The sequence below is a fragment of the Sulfitobacter sp. DSM 110093 genome, assembly GCF_022788715.1.
In the GTDB taxonomy this organism is placed as follows: domain Bacteria; phylum Pseudomonadota; class Alphaproteobacteria; order Rhodobacterales; family Rhodobacteraceae; genus Sulfitobacter.
This window is the reverse complement of the sequence record NZ_CP085167.1, coordinates 646,097-667,915: the sequence shown is the minus strand read 5'-3', so window position 1 is coordinate 667,915 and position 21,819 is coordinate 646,097. Positions and strand designations below refer to the sequence as shown.

Below are 21,819 nucleotides of genomic sequence, written 5' to 3'. Positions count from 1 at the left end.
GAAGGCGTCAGCGAAAGCCGCGCTTGTAATGCTGCTCTAGCCAACCGGTGAAACGCACCATCGGCCAAAGGATCGCGATATAGATCAGCGCGGCCAACAGCAGCGGCGTGGGGTTCGCAAAAAGCGCCTGCGCATCGGTGGCTTGCTTTAGCAAATCATCCATCGCCACGACTGACGCAAGCGAGGTGTCTTTCATGATCGCCACGGCATAGGACGCCAGCGGCGGGATCATCATACGAAACGCCTGCGGCAGGATTACCTTGCGCATGGTGGTAACAAAGGACAGGCCAAGCGCATCGCAGGCCTCGAACTGGCCGCGCGGCACCGCTTCGATCCCGGCGCGCACGACCTCGGCCGTATAGGCTGCAAGCACCAGCGCCAGCGCAATGGTCGCCGCCACGAATGAGGAAAAGACGATCCCGGCAAAAGGCAGAGCGTAATAGACGAGGATCAGCACCACCAACACCGGAATGGCACGGAAGATATCCGTATACAGAACCGCAAGCAGCCGGAACGGTTTGGCCGCATAGAGCCGCACCAGACAGACCAGCACACCAAGAATGCCACCAAAGAAAATGGCCGAAAAACCCAGCAGAATGGTGTTCACCAGCCCACGCATCAGAATGGGGAAAGCACGGCGCATCACGTCGAGATTGAAAAAGATATCGAGGATTTCCATAGCGCATTCCGTCAGTTTGATCGCAGGAGGCCGGGCCAGCCACAGGACCGCAAACCGGGTACTACCCGGTTTGCGGCTTTGGTTTTGTCAGTCAGCAGAGGTCGGCACCGGCAACGGCGTCACCGCAAGGCTACCCTCGGCCGGGGCCACGCCAAGCCATTTTTCATAAAGCGTGGCCATGGTGCCGTCTTCTTTCATCGAAGAGATCGCATTGTTGATCGGCTCCAGATGCTCAGATCCTTTTGGCAGCATGATCGCAAATTTATCGCCTGTAGGAATTTCGACCGACACTTGAAGACCCTGCATCGTTGGCTGGGCAAAGGCATAGCGCAGGCTGACGATATCGTTCACGGCGGCATCAATACGGCCGCTGCGCAGATCGGTCAGCATGTTGGCCGTGGTGTCATAGCTGGAATAAGATTTATAACCCAACTCGGCCTCACGTTCCTTCAACCAGTTTTCGGGAAAGGAGGTCGCGATGGAACCAACACGCTTGCCTTCCAGCCCATCAAGATCAGCGATCCCCGCGTCGGCCTTAGTACCCACCCCAAGCGCGCCCGAGAAATAGGGTTGCGTAAAGGACTGCGCCTCTAGCCGCTCGTTGGTAATGGTCAGCGATGAAATAACCGCATCCACCCGGCCCGATGCCGTGGCGACAAACAGCGCGCGAAAGTCGAGGCCCTTGATCTCAGTCGTCGTGCCAAGGCGGGCGGCGACTTCGTTGATGATATCGACCTCAAAGCCTTCAAATTCACCAGCTTCGTTCTTGAATTCCCACGGCGGGTTCGCCGGGTAAGAGCCGATTTGCAGCACATCCTGCGCCATCGCAGAAACGCCAGTCAATGTCGTGAGGGCCGCAACGGTGAGGCCAACGATCAGATTTTTCTTCAGATTCATGTTTTTCTCCCTGTGAACATCCCCGCGCAGTGCGGCAAGTTTCGCCATATGGCTGCCAGCTTTCGTATACGAATACAATTAAATTTTCGCTGTTTGCAAAATTGTACCTAGCTATAAGCGTATTATTTACGCATGATCGACATTAAATTGAATACTTTTTTCAGGGGGTACGGATGTCTCGCCCAGCCAAACGCCATATGAAAGATCAGATCTACGACATCTTCCTTGGGCGCATCCAGCGGGGGGAGATTGGCCACGGCGAACGCTTTGTCGACACGGCTGTTGCGGAAGAGTTCAACGTCTCGCGCATGCCGGTGCGTGACGCGCTGATGCGCCTCTCTCACGAAGGTTACCTTGATAGTACAACACGCGGCTTCACTTTGCCGAACCTCTCGATGCGGCAAATTTGCGAGATTTTCGAACTCCGACGCCTGTTAGAGCCCCGCGCCGCAGCACTGGCGACCAATCAACTGACCGGAGACGACCTAGCGACCCTCACCCGTGCGGTGGAGCAAGCCGAACGTACGTTAGAGACCGGCGAGATCGAAAACCTTTACGCCGCCTCCGAAGACATCCGCCGCACTTGGATTATGGCGGTGCCAAATATCGAACTGCGCGACACCATCCTACGCTATATGGCGCAGATTCAGGCGGTTCGCATGGCCACGCTCCGTGATGCCACCGCGCATGAAACGCTCGTCGATCTGCAACGCGACATGCTGCGCGCCTTTGTCGAACGGGACGCGGCCAAGGTCGAACTTTTGTTGCTGCGCTATGTGCTTGCCGGGGAAGATAGCTTTCTGCGGCTTAAGGCAAACGAAAAGGGCTAGACCGCCTCACGTTCTGCGACGGCGCAAAGCCAATCACGCACGATAATCGCAGCGCTTGAGACACCTTGCCGCGGGGTGAGCAGGTAGAAATCCAACCCACCTTCCAGCACATGCGCAAACGGGCAGACCAAACGCCCGGCATCAAGATCGCGCTGCACCAAAAAGCGGCTCGCCAGCGCCACCCCCTGCCCTGCCAAAGCCGCATCAAGGCTTAGCGTCGTTTGATTGAATCGCAGAGCCCGCGCCGGTTTGGCGGTGTGACCAAAAGCCTCCTGCGTGAAACGGGGCCATAGGTCATGCGTGTCGTGCAGCAAGGTCAGGCACGACACATCCGCTGCCTTTAGTGGGTCACCACTGGCCTGAAGGTTGGGCGAACAAACCGCCACGACCTCCTGCGCGAACAGCAAATCTGCGCGCAGGCTTGCCCCGAACGGCGGGCGGGCTTGGCGCACGGCAAGGTCGATCCCGTCTGCATGAAAGCTGGCGACCCGGTCTGTCGCAGTGATCCGCAGGTCAATGCCGGGATGCGCGTCGGTAAAGTCTGACAGACGGGGGATTAACCATTTTGAGGCAAAAGTCGGCGTCACGCTGACGGTCACCCGCGCGGGCGCAATGCGTAGGGCATCCGTTGCCTCGAGCAACTGCTCGAAAGCGCGCGACACAGAGGCATGAAAGGCGCGCCCCTCTTCGGTAAAGGCAAGGCCGCGCGGCTCACGCAGGAACAAGCGCAGGCCAAGGTGATCTTCCAATCCGCGCACCTGCTGCGCCACGGCCCCTTGGGTCACGCCCAACTCCTCCGCGGCGGCGCGGAAATTCATATGACGGCCCGCCGCTGCAAAGGCGCGCAGCCCATTTAGCGGCGGCAGAGAAGTCTCACTAGACACAATAGATTTCCTACACTCACGCGACAGCGCATCTGGCTGGCCGCATCAGGGTGTCAGACTTAAATACAGAGCTAGCACAGACAGCACAACCGCTGCACATTTTATGGAGTATATCCGATGACAGCAGAAAAAGTAGCACTTATCACCGCAGGCGGCAGCGGCATGGGCGCTGGAGCGGCCCGCAAACTGGCCGCTGATGGCTTCAAGGTCGGCGTGCTTTCCTCCTCCGGCAAGGGAGAGGCGCTCGGCACAGAATTGGGTGGCTTTGGCATCACCGGCTCGAACCAGTCGCAGGAGGCTCTGGCCCAATTGGTGGACGGCGCGATGGACCGCTGGGGCCGCGTTGACGTGTTGGTAAACTCTGCCGGGCACGGGCCAAAGGGCGACATTCTAGAAATAACCGATGAAGACTGGCACGGCGGACTGGATGTCTACCTGATGAACGTGATCCGCCCCACCCGCCTGGTGACACCGATCATGGCGGCGCAGGGCGGCGGCGCGATTATCAATATCTCAACATTTGCCACCTTTGAGCCGGATCCGCTCTTCCCCACCTCCGGCGTTTTCCGCGCCGGTCTCGCGGGTTTCACCAAGCTCTACGCAGATCAATACGCGGGCCAGAACATTCGCATGAACAACGTCCTGCCGGGCTTTATCGACAGTCTGCCCGAGACCGAAGACCGCCGGGCGCGCATTCCCATGGGGCGCTACGGAACCGAGGCCGAAGTGTCTTCGCTGATCGGCTGGCTCGCTTCCGAAGGCGGAGCCTATGTCACCGGGCAGAACTGGCGCATTGATGGTGGGCTGACCCGTGGCGTCTGAGGCAATCGCGCGCGCAGCCCCGGCGCAACTGGCGTTCTGGGTCAAATGGGTGGCTTCGGTGATCCAGATCCTCGGCTATGCCGCCACCGGCTTTGGCTGGACGCCATGGAACCTCTACCTCTTTGTGGTGGGGGTTCTGGGCTGGCTGATCGTCGGTGTTCTTTGGAAAGATCGGGCGATTACGCTGGTGCACCTTGTCGCCATGGCCGCGATGCTGGCGGGGATGGCGAGCCAGTGATACGCAGGCGGCCCACGGGTTTTCATCCGGGGCCGCTTTATAGATCGCCCTTGAAGATCACCCACCCCCTCGGAATAGTGCCACTGAGCATGCAATCTGAGGCGGCCATGACCGAAACACCAAAACACCCCCTGCGCCGCATGCTGATAAGCCTCGCCATTTGGTTTCTGGTGGTGACCTTCGTGGTGCTGATTTATGCCAAAGGAGACGACCCCATGCCGCTGAGCGTCCTCAGCCGTCTTGGGATTGCCGCAGCCATCGTTGCCTTTGTGAACATTCCGCTGATCCGCAGGATCGGCCATATCTACCTACACACGACACCCGATGACGGTGATCTCGACAACTAGCCTCCTCTGCCGCCGCCTGCCTTGCACCCTGCGTAAATCGACCCATATTTCCTTTACAACAGACAACCGCGAGAGACCAAGATGGGCTATGTAAAGACAGCAATGCTGATGGCGGCGATGACCGCGCTTTTCATGGGGGTCGGCTACCTGATTGGCGGATCGGGCGGTGCGCTGATCGCGCTGGTCGTGGCGGCGGGGATGAACGTTTTTACGTGGTGGAACTCCGACCGCTTAGTGCTGAAGATGCACAACGCGCAGCCTGTCTCTCCCAATGATCGAAATGGGCTTTATGCCATGACGGCTGAGCTCGCCCGCAACGCCGGGCTGCCTCAACCCAAAGTCTATCTGATCGACACGCCGCAGCCCAACGCCTTTGCCACCGGGCGCAACCCGGCCAATGCTGCCGTGGCGGTGACTAAAGGGCTGATGCAAAGCCTCAGCCGGGAAGAACTGGCTGGCGTGATCGCGCATGAGTTGGCCCATATTCGCAACCATGATACCGCGATCATGACCGTGACGGCCACCTTCGCCGGTGCGATTTCGATGCTGGCGAACTTCGCACTGTTCTTTGGCGGCGCGCGGGAGCGGATGGGGATCATCGGCACGTTGATGATGATGTTCCTGGCGCCCATGGCCGCAGCGCTGGTGCAAATGGCGATTAGCCGGACCCGCGAGTACGCCGCCGACAAGGCCGGGGCCGAGATTTGTGGCAATCCGCAGTGGCTTGCCTCTGCGCTTGAGAAGATCGCAATGGGCGCCGCGCGGATCGACAATCATGCCGCCGAGCGTAATCCCGCCACGGCACATATGTTCATCATCAACCCCCTGCACGCGCATAAGCATGACAGCCTGTTCGCGACCCACCCGGCGACCGAAAATCGCATCGCTGCCCTGCGGGCGATGACGCCCGGCGGCAGCTCCGTAGAAGTGCAGCAGCCCAAGCCTACAACAACCCGCAGCCGGATTCCCAAAATCGGCAGACGGGGTGACGCCGGGCCGTGGAGCTAATCAGCCCTTAGGTTCGCCGCCAGTAAGCTGTGCAAATCTGCCGGGTCTTATCCATGCCGAGCGTAGTTTTGAAATGGCCGCGCAACTGCTGGGCGTTCTGAAACTCTCCGGCAAAAAAGGCATAGCCCAAACCGTCATCGGTCAGCGCCTGCGCGTGACCAAGAACGGCAGTTTCGAATTCTGCTGGTGGGAGGGCGTGAACCCGCAACTTGGTCTTTGGCAGGTAGTCTCGATAGGACACACCGCGCGGCAGGGCGGCCACCACATCGCCCACGGCACCCTCTGGCAGACGCGCCAAAAGCTGCGCAACGGCGGGCAGGCCCGTGCCATCTGCGGCTAGAAAATACGATGACGCTTGGGGCAAGGCGCTGATCCCCACCGGGCCCATAGCGCCAATCTTTTGGCCCGCAATCGCGTTCTGCGCCCATTGCGAGATCAGACCAGAGCCATGGCGCACCACGTCGATGTCGACCTCTTCGCACTCCGGGCGGATGTTCTTGAGCGTGACATAGCGCGCGTGCAGCTCATCCGCGCCTTTGGGCCAGACCGGCGCGCCATTTGCGCCCATCACGGGCCAAATCGGCGTGCGGCTGGGATCGCGCGGTAGGATCAACCGCAGATGCAGCCCCTGCGCAGCAAGCGTAGCAATGTCAGGGTAATGCAGGGTAACGCGCTGCATCCCCTCGAACAGGATATCGCTGTTCAAAACAGTCAGCAGCCGGAAGTTCTGCGGCGCAACACCCGCCTCCTGAGATATCCCCTGCCAGCGGATACGCTCGGCCAGCAACGGATCAAATTCTGCAACATGATGCACCATGCCCTCTTTCGAGAATTGCATGGCGTTTTCACCGGGCGCTTGGAGGTTCACTTCCAACCCGCGCGGGCGAAGGTCAAATTCCACGCGGTAGCCGTCTTGTTCAAACACATGGCCGGTTGCACCTTTGGCGCGGAAAACCATGCCGTGATCATCGACGAGATGCGACAGGATCTGCGAGAGCATCTCCTGAGGGGCGTCGAGGGGGATTGTGGTCTTGGCTTTGGCGATGGTCATCTGAGGCTCCTCCCGGTCAAAAAAAACGCGGCACACGAGGGTGGTGCCGCGCTTGAGGCTCACCAGCTGTGGGCCAGCTTCACGGTGACTTCACGGCCGGGGCTGTAGAAGTCAGCGTAGAAACCGCCGTAGGAGGTGTGCTTTTCGTCAAACAGGTTGGTGACATTGGCCGAAAGCGATGTCTGCTCGGACAGGTCATAGGTCACTGCGGCATCCACCACGACAAAGCTACCTGTGTCGCCTGCGGTGTTGCTGTCGCTATAGTAATAGCCGCTGTTGAACCGCGCGCCCAGACCAACGGTCAGATCACCGCGGCCAAGGTTTTCCCACGTCCGGCTGGCCCAGATCGAAGCGACGTTTTCAGGCACCAGACCGGGGCGATTGCCCACGTTGCCGGATGTGCCGTTCTCTTTGATCTCGGCATCCAGATAGCTGTAGGCGGCGGTGAGGGTATAGGCACCGACCTCGGCCTTGGCTTCCAGATCAATACCGCGCACGCCGATTTCACCGATGGTTTCCGGCAGGTTGGTCGCCGGGTTGGTGCGGGTGATGTTGCTTTTCGACAGGTCATAGACCGAGGCCGTCAACAGTGCATTGGTGCCCGCCGGTTGCCATTTGGTGCCCAGTTCGAACTGCTCGCCCTCTTCCGGCTCAACGCCAAAGCCTGCAGGCACGACCGACTGCGCGTAGTTCCCAAAGACCGCAATATTCGGTTTGATCTTATAGGTCAGGCCCGCCCGGCCTGTCGTTTCGCTGATGTCGTTTGTCTGGACCGTACCCGCAAGGTTGTTCGTCTCGGTTACGTCGATCCAGTCATGGCGCAGGCCGAAAGAAGCGATGAAACGCTCGTTCCAGTTCAGCTCTTGCTGGACATAAAGCGCCTTGCCTTCTGTTTCGGTGTCGAGGTCGGCAAAAATCGGAACGTCAGTTGGGCGACCAGTGTAGGTTGGATTGTCTAGATCAACCGAAGGTGCCGCGCCGTAATAGCGTTTGTCTGTGTCATCGGACCAAGAGAATTCGACCCCCGCAGTGGTGGTGCTGGCCGCCCCGCCAAAGAACCCTTCGTAGGTCAAATGCAAGTCAGAGATCATGTTCTCGCTGGTGCCATCGCTGGCAAAGAACGCGCGATCTACGGTGTCATCATCCGGGGTGCCGTCGCTGACATAGGCATAGCCAAAGTCGTCTTCACTGTCGCTATAGCGCAGGGTGCCGCCAAAACTCAGCCCATTGCCAAAGTCATGCGTGCCCAACACAGAGACGGTCGTCCGGTCGGTGCCGCGATAGTTGTAGTCAGGTTCGCCATAGAACACGTCGCCGCGGTCAAAATCGCCGCCCGCTGGGAAGCCACCGCTGCCCGGTACTGAATCGCGGTCAAGATGGTCGACGATCACGGTCAATTCTGACGCATCGGAGGGCCGCCATGTCAGGCCACCCATCGCGAACAACTCATCATTCTCGGAATAGGGATATTCCAGTTCACCGTTGCGCAGAAGGCCGGTGAAGCGATAGCTAAGCGTGCCCTCTTCATCCAATGTGTCGCCGAAATCTACGCCGGTTTCCAAGCTGCCGTAAGAATCCACCGATGTGTAGACGGTGCCGAAACGTTCGGCGCGCGGCCTTTTGGTGACATAGTTAACCGAGCCGCCGGGGTCCGACAGACCAAAGGTCGAGGAAGACGCGCCCTTGATGACTTCAACACGTTCAAAGGCAAAAGGCTCTTCGCGGACGGCACCAAAGTTTGCACCCAGCGTCAGGCCGTCACGGTAGGTATAGGCCTCGAACCCGCGCAGGATGAAATAGTCAAACCGGTCATCCGCGCCATAGCTGTCCGTGGTGGCACCGGCGGTGTAGTTCAACACCTGCTCCACGCTGTCCGCGCCGCGGGCTTCGATCTCGCGGCTGGTGATGACTGAGACGCTGGCCGGGATGTTGATGATCTCACCCGAAAGCTTGCCGCCGCTGCTCAATTCGTTGGCGACAACCGTTTCCGCATCCGCCGCGCCCGAGTTCTGCGCGCTTGCCTCAAGGATCACATCATCCAATTGGTACGTCTCTTGCGCGGATAGCGCCCCGGGCACCAGTGCCGTGCAGCACAAAAGCGCCGTTTTGATAGAGCCGCGCCCCAGTTGAAGATGAGTGAGTTTTGAAGAGGACATGGCGGTCTCCGTAATAACCTAGTTAATCAGTCGGGATTCCCTTACGCCTATGATACGGAGAGCGCCAGAGTCAATCTGACTAATTTAGTAAGTTATTCTCAGGCTGCGGCCTCTTTGTGGGAGTGCACAGTTTTATGGCGCCCAATCGGCACCATGCAGGGGGTCTGCGAGACGGGGTCGCTGACGATACGGCACGAAAGGCCGAAGACGGTTTTCACCATCTCTTCTGTCAGAACGTCAGCGGGCGGCCCCTCGGCACGGATGCCGCCATCGCCCACGGCGATCAGGTGGTCGGCATAGCGAGCAGCAAGGTTGAGATCGTGCAGCACCATGATGATTGTTGTGCCCTGCGCGGTGTTAAGGTCGACCAAAAGGTCCAGAACTTCGATCTGATGCGCCACGTCCAAGAAGGTGGTCGGCTCATCCAACAGCAGCAGATCGGTCTCTTGGGCCAGCGCCATGGCGATCCAGACCCGCTGACGTTGCCCGCCTGAAAGCGTATCAAGGTCTCGCTCAGCCAACTCTTCGGTCCCGGTCGCGGACAGCGCGCGGGCCACGGCGCTGTCATCTTCTGCCGACCAGCGCGAAAACAACCCCTGATGCGGATGCCGCCCGCGCCCGACCAGATCAGCCACGGCAATGCCCTCAGGCGCGATGGGCGATTGCGGCAGCAACCCCATGACTTGCGCCAACTTACGTGATTTCATGCGGTGAACCGACTGCCCATCAAGCAGCACCGCACCGGATTTCGGCTGTAAAATACGCGCCAGCGTCCGCAAGAGCGTCGACTTGCCCGACGCATTGCCCCCCACGATCGCTGTGATCTTACCCGCTGGCACGGTAAGGGAGACATCCTCCAGAATAACACGCTTTTCATAACCCGCGCCCAGATTGCGCGTTTCGAGACGGTGATCGTGGGTCATAATGTGCCCCCATTTCTATTGGCGCGAACGATGAGATATAAAAGGAACGGCGCGCCGATCGCGCCAGTGATGACACCCACAGGCAGGCGCGCGGGCAATAGGAACTGCCCTGCGTAATCCCCAGCGATGACGAGCACAGCGCCCACCAGTCCGGCCCCCAAAAGCAAGCCGCGCGAGCCCGGCAAAAGCCGTGCTGCGATGGGGCCAGACAGAAAGGCAACGAATGCGATTGGCCCGGTGGCCGACGTGGCGATGGCCACAAGCCCCACAGCCGCAAGCGTAACCCTTAGCCGCGTGACATCCGACCGGACACCAAGCGCTTCGGCGGTGTCATCGCCAAGACGCAGCACCTCCAGATCACGGGCGGTGCAGGCCAAAAGCCCGCCAAACACCAGCAGCGCCCCGGCCACGGGCAAGGCCTGCACCAGTTGCATGCCATTCAGGCTGCCGGTCAGCCAGCGCATCGCCTCGGCACGGTCCCACGCAGGGGCCTCTAGCAGGACATAGGCCGTCACACTGTCGAGCATGGCCGAGACGCCGATCCCGATCAGAATCAACCGTGCACCAGCAGCACCCCGGCGCGACGACAGAGCCCAAATCATGGCGGCCACACCCAATCCTGCCAGCACCGCGACAAGCGACACAAGCCAGCCATCGAAGGCCAGAATAACAATGGCAAAGACCGCCGCCGCGCCCGCGCTGGCGCTGATGCCAATGATGTCGGGGCTGGCTAGCGGGTTGCGCAGCATGATCTGAAACGCCACCCCGCCCAAGCCAAAACTGAACCCTGCCAGCAACCCCATCACCGCACGGGGCAACCGCAGCTCGGACACCACGAAAGATGCATTGGCCCCCGGCGCACCGGTCAGCGCGGCCACAACATCGCCCGGTGCCAGACAGCCGCGCCCGCAGCTGAGTGTCAGCAAGACAAGGCCTAACACCAGCGCTGCCAGAAACACCAATACCTGCAGGCGACGCGTGCCTGCTTTGCGGGGCGCCAGAGGGGCGGCAAGGCTCATATCACTCATAACCCGCGCATCCTGTGATTGCGCACCGTCCAGATAAAGAAGGGCGCGCCGACAAAGGCGGTAACAATACCAACGTCCAATTCATTCGGCCGCGCGACGATACGGCCCAGCACATCCGACAGCCCCAACATCGAGGCGCCTGCCAGCGCCGACAGCGGCAGCACGAGCTTGTAATCCACCCCGGCAATCATCCGACACAGATGCGGCACCACCAGCCCGACAAAACCAATCGGCCCGCAAAGCGCCGTCGCCGTGCCACATAGGATCACCGCCCCCGCCGCAGCCATGAGGCGCCCCAAGGCGACGCTTTGACCAAGGCCAGTGGCAAGCTCTTCGCCCAGAGCCAACGCATTCAGAACGCGGGCCGATGCAAGGCTTAATAGCAAGCCGACCAAGGCAAAGGGCACTGCAGGCAAAAGTGTCTCGAAACTTGCACCGCCAACACCGCCGACCTGCCAAGATTGCACAGAGCCCGCGATATCGTTGCGCGGTAGCACCACCGCGATGATAAAGGCCGATACCGCGACCGAGGTCGCCGTGCCCGCAAGGGTGAGTTTCAGCGGCGTCGCCCCGCCCTGACCGGCTGAGCCGATCAGATAGACGAAGACCGCCGTCACCCCCGCCCCGGCGATCCCGAGCCACAGATAACTATGCGCACCGTTGATGTCGAACCAAGCGATGCCCACAACGACAAACAGCGCCGCCCCCGCGTTGACACCCAAGATGCCCGGATCGGCCAGCGGGTTGCGGCTGATGCCCTGCATCACCGCCCCCGCAAGACCAAGCGCGGCACCCGCCAATATGGCCAGCGCCGTGCGCGGCATCCGCACTGCAACCGCCGCAGCCCCGATGGTTTCGATCTGGCCGGTTATCCCCGCCCAGATCTCGTCCCATGGGACAGAACGCGCGCCCACGGTCAGCGACAGGCCCGTCATCAGAGCCAACAAACCGAGCAAAAGCGCAAAGCCTGCCAACCGCTGGGGGCGCTGCACCTGCATTATTCGGCGCGCGTGGCTGCGGCGCTCAGGCGCGCGAGGTAATCGTCGAGCACATAGTCAATCGACAGCGGCGTCGGGTTAGCAGCGGTGCCCATTGGATCATTCGCGAGCAGCACAACCGACCCACGGGCAACCGCCGGGAACCGTGCGATCAACGGGTTTTTCGTCAACTCATCCAACCGTGCCTGATTGCCATAGGTGACCACCACGTCCACGTCTTCAAATAGGTCGATCCGTTCTGCACTGACGCGGCCTGAGTATTTTCCTGCCTCACTGGCGTCACGCACCGCTTGGGGTGTCGCCATGCCAATATCGGTCAGGAATTGCACGCGCTGGTCGGCGGCAGCATAAAAACCGATGGTACTGAGGTCACGCGGATCAAGGTGAGTTACGAACATGCCGGTTTTGCCTGCCAGTTCAGGATGCTCTGCGCGGGCGGTTTCGATGCGTGTTTCGATTTCGGCGACCATCGCGTCGCCCTCCTCGGCCATGCCAAGGCCGGCAGCATTCTGGCGGATCATCTCGCGCCATGTGGTTGTCCACGCCGCTTCGGGATAGGCGATAACCGGTGCGATACGGCTTAGCGTTTCATAGTCGGACTGCGACAGGCCGGAATATGCGGCGAGGATCACATCAGGTTGGGTGCTGGCCACGGCTTCGAAGTCAATCCCGTCGCCCTCATCGAAAAGCGTTGGCACCTCAGCGCCCAATTCGTCGAGCGCTTCGGTCACCCATGGCAGCAACCCATCGCCATCGTCATCACCCCAGGAGGCGCGTGCGAAACCGACCGGGACAATGCCGAGGGCCAAGGGCACTTCGTGGTTGGCCCAACCAACCGAAACCACCCGCTCGGGGCGCTCTGCGACAACCGTTTCGCCAAAGGCGTGTTCAACGGTGACGGGAAAGTCCTGGGCCATGGCGGCAGTCGCGCCCAAAGCCACACAAATGATTGACAAAGTTCTGAGCACTTTGGCCCCCTTTAATCCGATTCTTTTAGTAAACTATTGCGTGTTAAGCCGCGGTGCGCGGGGATGCAACAGGGCACATCGTCGGATCAGGGATTAGGAGGGTGCAGGGCCGCCTGCAAAAGCGACCCGTGTTTTGGCTATTGAATGCTGACTTCGAAGGCAACAAATCCCTGCGCGCCCGGTTGCAGCACCCCCGTGCAGGACCAGCGCAATGCACCATCATAGCCCGGTGCATTTGCCAGCGGTTCATCCAGCGTGCACTCCACCCCATCGGCCAATGTAATCGGGCTGGGCACCGCAGATGACAGCGCAGTATAGGGCGGCGTTCTGTCGTAGACGACGATATCACGCGCGGGCACGGTGCCGACGGTTTCGACATAGATGCGGTATTCCAGCAAATCCCCGGCAGAGGCACCGTTGCTGACCCCTTCGGGGCTGCCTTGGGTCACATTGCGGACGGTTTTGGTCAGTTGCAGCGTGCCTTGGGCCGCCTCTACCACCAATCGATCCGTGTTGTCGTTTTGCTGGCTCAACCCGCTGGCACCATAGCTGGTATCGGCCAAAAGGTCGAAACGATAGGTCGATCCCTGCGTCGCGGCACCTGAGGCAGTGACCCTTGCCAGCACGCAAATCAGCGTGCCCGCATCGGTTGACAGCGGTCCAGTGATCGTTTGATCGGCTGTGCCGTCGCAATCTGTGTCTTCGTAAAGCGCGGTTGAGAATGCCCCGTCGGGGGTAGAGGCTTCGCCCGCGATGCTGAACGATACGCTGCCCGGTGCGGCGGCGATATATTCATGCCGCAGCGCCAAGACCTGCCCGGCTCGGATAGTTCTCTCTTGCGACTGGTTCAACCGGGCCGCTTCGACCATGCCGAAATCGAGCGTAGCATAGGACGTGGCCGCCGCAGGTGTGAAGGTGATGCTGCCATCATACGGGTCACTGTTGACCAGCCCCGGCAGTGCGGCGCCGCTCTCTGACACGTTCAACAGGCCAGTGCCGGGCAATGCTGTGACAGTGACCGCACCGCTATACCCATCAGGCAAAGTCGCGCGCCATATGCCATCCGCCGCCACGGCGGGCGTAGCAAGCAACACGCCACCCGCATCAAATATCTGCACTTTGGCGCGATCTGTTCCCTGTTCACCGCTCTGCTGCGTTCCGTCATAGGCCGCGCCGCTGGCACCGATGTCAAAAAAGACTGTACCGGAAAGGACGGGTCCGGTTGTGCTAAGGGTCACGCTGGCGCGTGCCTCATCATCGTCTACCAACCCGTCGCCCAGATCATCCACCAGCGCGCCGGTGTCGGGATCACTGTCTGGGTCGATCAGCGAGCTGCCGATGATCTCTGCCTGATTTTCATATGTCCCGTCGCTCTGCATTGTCACGCGGATCGTCAGACTATGGCTGCTGCCCGCAAGAAGATCGCCGAGCAACCACACCCCGGTCGCGGGGTCATAACTATCGCCCTGCGCCGCCGCATCATCAGAGACATAAGCAAAGCCATCAGGGATCAGATCAAGCACGCGAACATCTGACGGGCTGCCGGGGCCACTGTTCGATAGGGTCAACACAATATCCAACGCATCCCCCGCCGCTGCCTCGGTCGCGGGCGTACCGTCCCCGGCGTGCAGGATGGTCTGAGCGAGCGCCAGATCGGCCTGTGTCGGCGCATTTTCAAACCCAAAGTCATAGCTGACGGCGCTGCCGCTTCCGATATCAACGGCAAGGCTTGCGATCGGGTTGCCAGTGGTCAGAACCAGCCCCGCAGGAATCTCGGGATCTGTCTCATCCACCTCCACCAGATAGCCGCGTGCCGTGTCAAGGTTGCTGAACAGATAGGCCCCCGCCGCATCGGTTTCGGTTGTCCCGACAACCGTGTCATCCGCAGGGTCAACCGGGGTGCCGGCATCATCGAAAAGCGTCACGCCAATGCCCGCAGGCAATGTGGTTTCCGCCCCATCGCGGCTGCCAGAACTGTCGGCGTCTTCGTAAAGTGTGCCCTCTATTGCGCCTTGCGGAAGCAGATTGACGAGGGTCACAAGGTAATCCTCGACCTCCCCATCGAAGTTCAAACCGCTGAACGGGTCTTGGGTCAGCGCGCTCGACGTCGACCAACGGACGCGCGCAAAGCTGGTGCCATTGCCGATGTCGGCGGGCACCGGGATATTCAGGGTGATCTGGTTGTTGAAGCTGCCATCAGTATCGCCAAGACCACCATCGCGGAAGTTGACGGCGACCTGCTCGGTCGGGTCAAAGACATTGTTCTGGTTGAAGTCGATCCACACTTGGAGGTTTGTGATACCTTCGATCACAGGTATGCCAAGGGCAAGCTGCACACTTAACGTCTCATGGGTTTGAATGGTCAGCGGCACGATCGTACCTGCTTCAAGCACCGGAAAGACGGCGATGGAATCCTCATCGTCAATCCCATCAAGATCGTCCCCATCCGCGTTAGAACTATACATGGTCTCAGTCTCGGAATCGGGCAACCCACCGCCAAGATAGATGTCCGGCACAATGATGTGACGCGGTTCGCCATAGCTTGCAGGTGCATCACCCCGGTCCACCAGATCGGCAGCCGCGATCACAAGCGAGTAATCCTCGACCTCGCCGTCGACGGCAAAACTGGCGACAGGCAACCCAGCCTCGGAAGAATAGCGGAAGCGCGCGAAAGTAGTAGAGGTCGTGGCATCGCTGGGCACGCTCACGTCGATCTGGATCACGCCATCGCCCGCCACGTCATCGAACCCGGTGCCATCGTCGCGCAGATCGCTTGCGATGTTTTCGCCAAAAGAGCCTTCGAAAACCCCATCGCCATTAAAGTCGATCCACGTCTGAAGGTAGCCCACACCCGTGACCGGAACATTGAGCGTGCTAATCACACCTTGGGTCATTAATGGGAAAACCACCGCGTCTTCGTCATCAGTATCCAGCAAGTCATCCGCCGTGGCCGAAGCGTCAGATTGTGCCACAAGTTCAATATCGGGCGGGACGTTTCCAAGGTAGATGAGGGGCGTATCGCTCACCCCATGGGATGCCGTCAGATATGAAATCGGCGCATCGCCAAAATCGACGCCCAACCCATCAAAGACAGCGATGATTACACGCGCCCGGTCACATTGCGTGGGGTCTAGGCTGTCGCAAAGCTCATACTCGATCTCATAGGTGCCAGAAGGCACGCCGGGCGGAACAATCACCCGACCCGCATCTGCGCCTTGTGTCTCAAGTACGGGCACCGGGTCGCCGGTGTTTTGTGGCACGGCCTCGGTTAGGACATCCAGCGTTGCGGTTGGGAAGGCGGCTGGCAGGCCGTTGATCGTGTCGTTGGTCATGACCTCTCCGGCGGTGCCACCCAGCAAGCTGTTAAGGGGGGTCGCCGTATAGTCATCGTCGCCCGCCACCACGCTGGCCGAGGTATTCGTCACCGCGCAGAGCCGGATCGAAGAACCGCGCGCCGCATCATTTTGCGAAGTTCCGGTATAGCCGTGAATGAATTCACCTTCCGTAAAGGTGCTGTATTCGTAGGTCACATAGTTGTCGAAACTGCTCTCATTCGGCTCATCAATCCAATTGGTCGGATCGCCAGACTTGGCGGGGTCCATCGTGACGGCCTGCCCATTAGCGGGGAATGAGGCAAGCGGTGCGGTGTGAAAATATGAAATTCCATCGGGTGCAAGCAAAGGGCCGACAACGTCAGAACTGTCATCCGTTGTGTCGCGGCTGTCCACATCGGTCTGCTGAATGATCACACCGTTCATGCGGCTTTGCTCGACCGGCGTCCCTTGGGGGTTGGACGGGGTCGCACTGCCGTCTTGGACAAGACGTAGCCGGTAGGTGACAAAACCATTGTCAGTCGGCGTCATTCGCGCTTCGAGCGTCCCGTCAATATTGACGTTTATGGCGTTACTAATTTGTGTCGCCTGAAACACGACATCCAAATCGTTACCGTTAATGTCTGTGGTGACATTGTCATAAACGAAGATGTCTGAGGTGGTCAGCGCGAAGGCGCTCCCCGCACCTGCCAATTGGGTGCGCGGCTGCCCAAAGACAGATTGCGGCGTACAGGTTTGCGGCCCCGTATCGGTCGACAGAACATTGGCGACGATGCTGGCATTCTCTGGGTTGGATTGCAGGCGGGATACGAAAGGCGTGCCGATTGCACCGATCCCTGCAGTTGCCGTGCTATCGACCGCGCCCGACAGCGCATCAGCGGCCGTAACAGTATATTCCGCCGTACAGGTTACCGTGCCACCGGGTGCCACGGGTGCGGTGATCGCGGGGCAAGTGACCGTGTCTACAAGGCTGTCTTGGATCACCACATCTTGGTTCGGATTAAAGGGCAGCTCGCCTGTGTTCGTCACCTCATAGATAAAGGTAATCGTATTGCCTTGGAGCGCGGACAGCGGGCTGGTGAAACGCGTAAGGTCGATGGTCTGATCCGTGGTGAAATTCACCTCTGCAAAAATGCCAATCCCCCGCGCGCCCGCGTCGTAAGGCAGCGTCACAGGGTTGTAGTAGCTGCGCACCTCACCGATGCTTTCATCGTACCAAATCTCGATCCGCGAGGTTGCGTCGGGATAGGTAAGCCGGATCGACCCGTTCGGATCGTTGTCGGATGTAGGAGAAAGAACGGCGCTCCCTTCGATGAACAAACACTGCGCCTCGTTTGCATTCAGCAGTCCCGTATCGCCAGAGCCCAGACCGGGGCCAACAACCACGGTGGGCGCGGAGCCTAGCGTGCTAATGCTCGGGTTGCCGTTGTCACCAAAGGCAGTGACAAAGTCGCACCGATCGCCCGTGCTGTGCGCATCTGTGGGATCCAAGTCGAGGATATCGACCGATAGGTTGTCGACTTGAAACGCCACTCCGCCAGAGCTTGCCGATACGCTTGCGGTGATCCTGTCATCCCCGCGCCGCCCCGCGTTCAGCGCGGCATCGCCGATGACAACCAATGATTCCACACCGCCGCCGAAAATGTCTACGTCATCCGGGCTAAAAATCGGGTTGCCCTGCGCATCAGTGCTATAGGAGCGCAGCAGCCCTGTCATCTCTACGGTCGCATCAATCTCAAAGCCGTATTGATCATCTAAGGTTCGCACCAGGGGCCCGGCAAATCCTGCGGGCCAATCGAATGTCGACCAATCGATAGAGAAATCCCCGGCTTCCGCGGCTGTCATGGCGACTGTGGCGCAAACGGATAAGGAAACGCCGCACAGCATTTTTCGACAATGAAGATGTTTCACAATATACCTTTCGGTCCCGGCCATTGAATCCGCAGAAACAGGCACCCAAACGATGTTACGAGCTTAATTTTCCCTACCTTTATCGCGAAGTTTCGCCCCCGAGGCGAAGGTCCATTCGATCAAACCCAACGGCCCAGTGGATAGCGCGATATACTTGAGGATAGGTGAAGATCCCTGACAAACCCCCGTCGAATGCGCCCCCCGGCCTTCCCCCAAGGGGAGGGATGGAGAAAGCCGGAGGGGCGCATCGCTGCAAGACAATCAAGGAGCCGCTCCCTGGGGTAGGGGAACGGGTAGCAGCTCCTGAGAAGGCCCGCGCGCCGAAGCATTTTTCAGACAGATCGGTCGAAAAAAGCCGACTGTCAGCTTGGGGGAGCGGTCATTGAACGGGTCAACGATGCCTTCATGCAGACCCATCGATTGGCGGGTACATTTCAACATAATCCGTGCCGCGCGCTGTTGCATCTCAGCGGGGGTATAATCGGGCTAGCCTTAAGGATAGGTTACAATCCTCTTGGACTGCTTCCCGTTCTCAGAAGCCAACCCGCGCCTGCATCGCCGCCTTCGTGGCGTTCCACGTATCCGGCAAAGCATTGCATAGGCCGCGTGCCTCTTCGTGCCTGTCGGTTTTGCATGCGGTCTCGATCTCTTTGAGCAACCCATGCAGCCGATCCGCCCCGAGCATGCCGCACATCCCGGCCATGGCGTGGGCACGCGCCTGTAGATTAGGCAAGGCGTCGGCCGCCATCAGGGCTGGCAGATCATCCGCGACCTGATCGGACAGTTTTTGAACACGTTCGCGCAGTTTCTCTTCGCCCAGCAGGTCGATCAAATCCAACATCTGTTGGTCGTTCAACAAAGGACGTTTCGCGGGTTTTCCCTGAACCGGTGTCGGCGCATTTTCCGCCTGTTTTCGCAACGCCTCTTCAGGCAAAGCCGTGCGCACCTGAACCTCTCGCAATTCAGCGCGCAATACTTTCATATCCAAGGGTTTTTGCAAGAAACCCGACATGCCGACTGCACTAAACTCCTCGCGCTCTTTGGGCATGGCATGGGCCGTTACGGCAATAATCGGCGTCGCATGGTTAGGGCCACTGCCGGATAGAATTGCCTTTGTCGCCTGAATACCATTCACCTCTGGCATGGAGATATCCATCAAAATCGCGTCGAAAGTTGCGCCTTCCGCGATATCAATCGCTTCGCGCCCCCCGGTCGCAAGGGTGACATCATGGCCGATCCGCTCAAGCATCGCTTTGATAAGCTCGCGGTTGATCTCATTATCATCCACCAACAACAGGTTCAGCCGTTGTGCTGGGGTCTGCTCAACACGTTTGTTATGCACATCAGGCGTCTCATCACAGCAGGTCTCTATCATCACAGCGAGTTCCACCGGCAGGCGCAGCGTGAAGCTTGTCCCCTCCCCCACCGTGGACTCGCAGGTGATCTCGCCGCCCAGCCGTTTGACCAAACGGCGCACGATCCCAAGCCCCAACCCGGTGCCCCCGGTTCGGCGCTCATACCGGCTGTCGAGCGAAACGAAATCTTCGAAGATACGGTCAATATCACTGGCCGGAATGCCAGAACCGTTATCTGCGACCTGCAGGTGAAACTCCTCCCCCGCATCTGCTTTGGCAAACCAGCCTCTAAGGGTCACATCGCCGCCGGGGCTGAACTTGATCGCGTTGCTTAATAGATTGACCAGCACCTGCTGGATCGCCCGAGGATCGGTAACGATGGATTTGTCGTCCAACTGTGTCAGATCAAGATGCAGTTGGGTGCCACCAGCTTCGGCCAGAGGCTCCATCGTGTTGATGATCCCCGTCATCAGCGCGGTCATATCGCAGGCCTGCCGCACCTGTTCATAAGTCCCCGCCTCGCTGCGCTCAATCGCTAGCACGTCATTAATATGCCCCAGCAGAATTTCCCCCGAGGTCATTGCTGCATCAAGATAGCGTTTCTGCTCATCATCGAGCCTATCATCCAGCAACAATTGCAAAGCAGAGATCACACCATTGAGCGGGGTGCGCATCTCATGGCTCATCATGGCGAAGAAACGTGATTTTTCTTGATAGGCGTCCAAGGCCTCATCACGTGCGGCGATGATTTCGGCTTCGCGCAGGCGCTTTTCGGTGATGTCACGGATATAAGCGATGAAAAGCGACCCCTGCGCCGACGGCGATTGCGAGACGGACATCTCTACCGGGAAAATGCGACCCTCTTGGTCGATCATCTCGAATTCGCGTCGGCCCTTATCGGCCACCTCTGTTTCACCGGTTTGGTGGAATTTCATAAGACGTTCGCGGTGCGCCATGCGGTCAGCAGGGGGAATCAGCAGGCTGATATAGTCACTGCCCTTCGCCGCCTCATGGGTGATCCCAAATATCTCTTCAGCTGACCCATTGAAATCTTCGATCTCTCCCTGCGCGTTGATGACCACGATAGCATCCAGAGAGGCTTGGAGTGTCGTGGCAAGGCGGAGGTGGTTTTCTTCGACCATCTGCGACGTGCTGTTTAATCGGCTGGCCTGCCGCGACAGGCGATAAACAGCGCCGACCAATGCCAAGGTAACGATCAATACAATCGCCGCCATCACTTCGATCAGGCGCACAATTTCATGGCGTTCGTTTTGGGATATTTCACTGGCGATCGCGATGGAAGCCAAAGCGATTTCGCGCGGGATATCTTCTACTGCGCGCAGCATCCCGTCAATATCGCCCAGCGCGGCGGCCAGTTCGGCATCCGTGCCATCAATCGTCGGCAAGAAACTATCGAGTAGAACCCGCAACTCGCGGATCTGCGGCTTGGCCTCGGCATTGTTGCGTACCCGCTCGGCCAAAAGAACGCGGCTGTAGAAGATGTCGAACCGTTTGCGAAGCTCATCCAGCGCTTCGGGCGTGGCGGATTGTGCCTCGGCCAAAGCACGGTCTGTCTTGAGAAACTCAATCTCAATTTGGGTAAAAACCCATTCGGCGTGATCCTGCTGCGCACTATCGAGAGCCCGAATCCGATCCCAGATGTTATAGGCCAGATAGGCGGCGATACTCATCCCTACAACAAGGATGAGCATCAGAACCTGCCGGCTTCTGGCGCCTGTTGGCCCAACTCTTCCTGCGTCGTTCATCTGGGCCCTCTGAACCATTTTCAGCTACTCGACACTAATTCGATCAAGCTGCCAGATCGATCGGCTGTAGACCAGTTCAGTCTGGTAGGCGATGTCGTTGTCATAAGGGTAAACAACCCAGAGCGGCCCTTTATCACGGCGCGACATTTCTTCACCGTTGGTGTGGTAGGCGATGATCGGGCCATCCTCGACGGCGTCGGACATCGGGATTTCCACGGCGTAGTCATTGATAGCCGTTGCGGTGATCGTTCCCTCATCGACGTTCAAGGTCTCAAACAGGTGTTTAAGAGAGACGCCTTCAAACGCCTGCGCGCCATCGGTCCAGATGGTTGTCGTCTCAAAGCGAGAGACCGGCATCGACTTAAGGTCTGATAGCGTAAAGCTGTGGGTTTCTTCGGCCAACGTCACATTAAGCACTGCTTCTTCGTTTTGGGCGACCACCGCAGAGGCAAGGCCGATTGTGAGTGCGGCAGCGGCGATGGTCTTGGCGAGAGTTTGAACGATCATGTCTAGTTTCCTTATCTAGCGTTATGACCTGACATACCCTGCCCGAAAGGAAGGCGCGAAGGCGCAAGAGTGCATCCCTACTATACCAAAGGATAGGTACACGTGCCTTTGCGACCTTT

General features: G+C 59.2%; 17 protein-coding genes. 5 read left to right on the top strand and 12 right to left on the bottom strand.

What is annotated here, in order from left to right:
• Positions 1 to 7: 7 nt before the first annotated feature.
• A complete protein-coding gene (locus tag DSM110093_RS03185) occupies positions 8 to 679 on the bottom strand; it encodes an amino acid ABC transporter permease (protein WP_243266654.1) in 672 nt (223 codons plus the stop codon).
• Between the two features lie 87 nt (positions 680 to 766).
• Positions 767 to 1,576, bottom strand: coding sequence for a transporter substrate-binding domain-containing protein (locus tag DSM110093_RS03180; RefSeq protein WP_243266653.1), 810 nt, complete (start codon positions 1,574 to 1,576; stop codon positions 767 to 769).
• A gap of 173 nt (positions 1,577 to 1,749) precedes the next feature.
• On the opposite strand from DSM110093_RS03180, the gene DSM110093_RS03175 reads away from it, so the two are divergent.
• Positions 1,750 to 2,406, top strand: a complete 657-nt coding sequence (locus DSM110093_RS03175; RefSeq protein ID WP_243266652.1) for a GntR family transcriptional regulator — start codon at positions 1,750 to 1,752, stop codon at positions 2,404 to 2,406.
• Here DSM110093_RS03175 and DSM110093_RS03170 read toward each other — a convergent pair.
• Entirely contained in the window at positions 2,403 to 3,290 is an 888-nt protein-coding gene (locus tag DSM110093_RS03170) for a LysR substrate-binding domain-containing protein (protein WP_243266651.1), read from the bottom strand. The genes DSM110093_RS03175 and DSM110093_RS03170 overlap by 4 nt on opposite strands.
• Positions 3,291 to 3,407: 117 nt before the next feature.
• Here DSM110093_RS03170 and DSM110093_RS03165 point away from each other — a divergent pair, with 117 nt between their 5' ends.
• The 4 genes from DSM110093_RS03165 to htpX all read left to right on the top strand — a co-directional run bounded on the left by DSM110093_RS03165 (position 3,408) and on the right by htpX (position 5,705).
• Positions 3,408 to 4,112 carry an SDR family oxidoreductase gene (locus tag DSM110093_RS03165; protein WP_243266650.1) on the top strand — a complete coding sequence of 235 codons (705 nt, stop codon included), beginning with the start codon at positions 3,408 to 3,410 and terminating at the stop codon, positions 4,110 to 4,112.
• On the top strand, positions 4,102 to 4,350 hold the full coding sequence (locus DSM110093_RS03160; RefSeq protein WP_243266649.1) for a DUF6552 family protein: 249 nt from the start codon (positions 4,102 to 4,104) through the stop codon (positions 4,348 to 4,350). Before DSM110093_RS03165 ends, DSM110093_RS03160 begins: the two co-directional genes overlap by 11 nt.
• Before the next feature lie 107 nt (positions 4,351 to 4,457).
• Positions 4,458 to 4,697, top strand: a complete 240-nt coding sequence (locus tag DSM110093_RS03155) for a hypothetical protein (protein WP_243266648.1) — start codon at positions 4,458 to 4,460, stop codon at positions 4,695 to 4,697.
• A gap of 81 nt (positions 4,698 to 4,778) precedes the next feature.
• Positions 4,779 to 5,705: a zinc metalloprotease HtpX gene (htpX, locus tag DSM110093_RS03150; protein WP_243266647.1), complete on the top strand. Its 927-nt coding sequence runs from the start codon at positions 4,779 to 4,781 to the stop codon at positions 5,703 to 5,705.
• 7 nt (positions 5,706 to 5,712) lie between these two features.
• On the opposite strand, the gene DSM110093_RS03145 is transcribed toward htpX, so the two are convergent.
• From DSM110093_RS03145 to DSM110093_RS03105, 9 genes are all read right to left on the bottom strand, one after another.
• A complete protein-coding gene (locus DSM110093_RS03145; protein WP_243266646.1) occupies positions 5,713 to 6,756 on the bottom strand; it encodes a siderophore-interacting protein in 1,044 nt (347 codons plus the stop codon).
• Between the two features lie 59 nt (positions 6,757 to 6,815).
• Positions 6,816 to 8,912, bottom strand: coding sequence for a TonB-dependent siderophore receptor (locus tag DSM110093_RS03140; RefSeq protein ID WP_243266645.1), 2,097 nt, complete (start codon positions 8,910 to 8,912; stop codon positions 6,816 to 6,818).
• 98 nt (positions 8,913 to 9,010) lie between these two features.
• Positions 9,011 to 9,835 carry an ABC transporter ATP-binding protein gene (locus DSM110093_RS03135; RefSeq protein WP_243266644.1) on the bottom strand — a complete coding sequence of 275 codons (825 nt, stop codon included), beginning with the start codon at positions 9,833 to 9,835 and terminating at the stop codon, positions 9,011 to 9,013.
• The gene (locus DSM110093_RS03130; protein WP_243267660.1) at positions 9,832 to 10,854 is read right to left on the bottom strand and encodes an iron chelate uptake ABC transporter family permease subunit; all 1,023 of its coding nucleotides are present in this window, start codon (positions 10,852 to 10,854) and stop codon (positions 9,832 to 9,834) included. Before DSM110093_RS03130 ends, DSM110093_RS03135 begins: the two co-directional genes overlap by 4 nt.
• A gap of 5 nt (positions 10,855 to 10,859) precedes the next feature.
• The gene (locus DSM110093_RS03125; RefSeq protein WP_243266643.1) at positions 10,860 to 11,861 is read right to left on the bottom strand and encodes an iron ABC transporter permease; all 1,002 of its coding nucleotides are present in this window, start codon (positions 11,859 to 11,861) and stop codon (positions 10,860 to 10,862) included.
• The gene (locus DSM110093_RS03120) at positions 11,861 to 12,778 is read right to left on the bottom strand and encodes an iron-siderophore ABC transporter substrate-binding protein (protein WP_243267659.1); all 918 of its coding nucleotides are present in this window, start codon (positions 12,776 to 12,778) and stop codon (positions 11,861 to 11,863) included. The genes DSM110093_RS03125 and DSM110093_RS03120 overlap by 1 nt, the downstream gene beginning before the upstream one ends.
• Before the next feature lie 188 nt (positions 12,779 to 12,966).
• Positions 12,967 to 18,006, bottom strand: a complete 5,040-nt coding sequence (locus DSM110093_RS03115) for a GEVED domain-containing protein (RefSeq protein WP_243266642.1) — start codon at positions 18,004 to 18,006, stop codon at positions 12,967 to 12,969.
• A 598-nt stretch (positions 18,007 to 18,604) separates the two neighbouring features.
• Positions 18,605 to 21,139, bottom strand: coding sequence for an ATP-binding protein (locus DSM110093_RS03110; protein ID WP_243266641.1), 2,535 nt, complete (start codon positions 21,137 to 21,139; stop codon positions 18,605 to 18,607).
• A gap of 78 nt (positions 21,140 to 21,217) precedes the next feature.
• A complete protein-coding gene (locus tag DSM110093_RS03105; protein WP_243266640.1) occupies positions 21,218 to 21,700 on the bottom strand; it encodes a molybdopterin-dependent oxidoreductase in 483 nt (160 codons plus the stop codon).
• Positions 21,701 to 21,819: the final 119 nt, after the last annotated feature.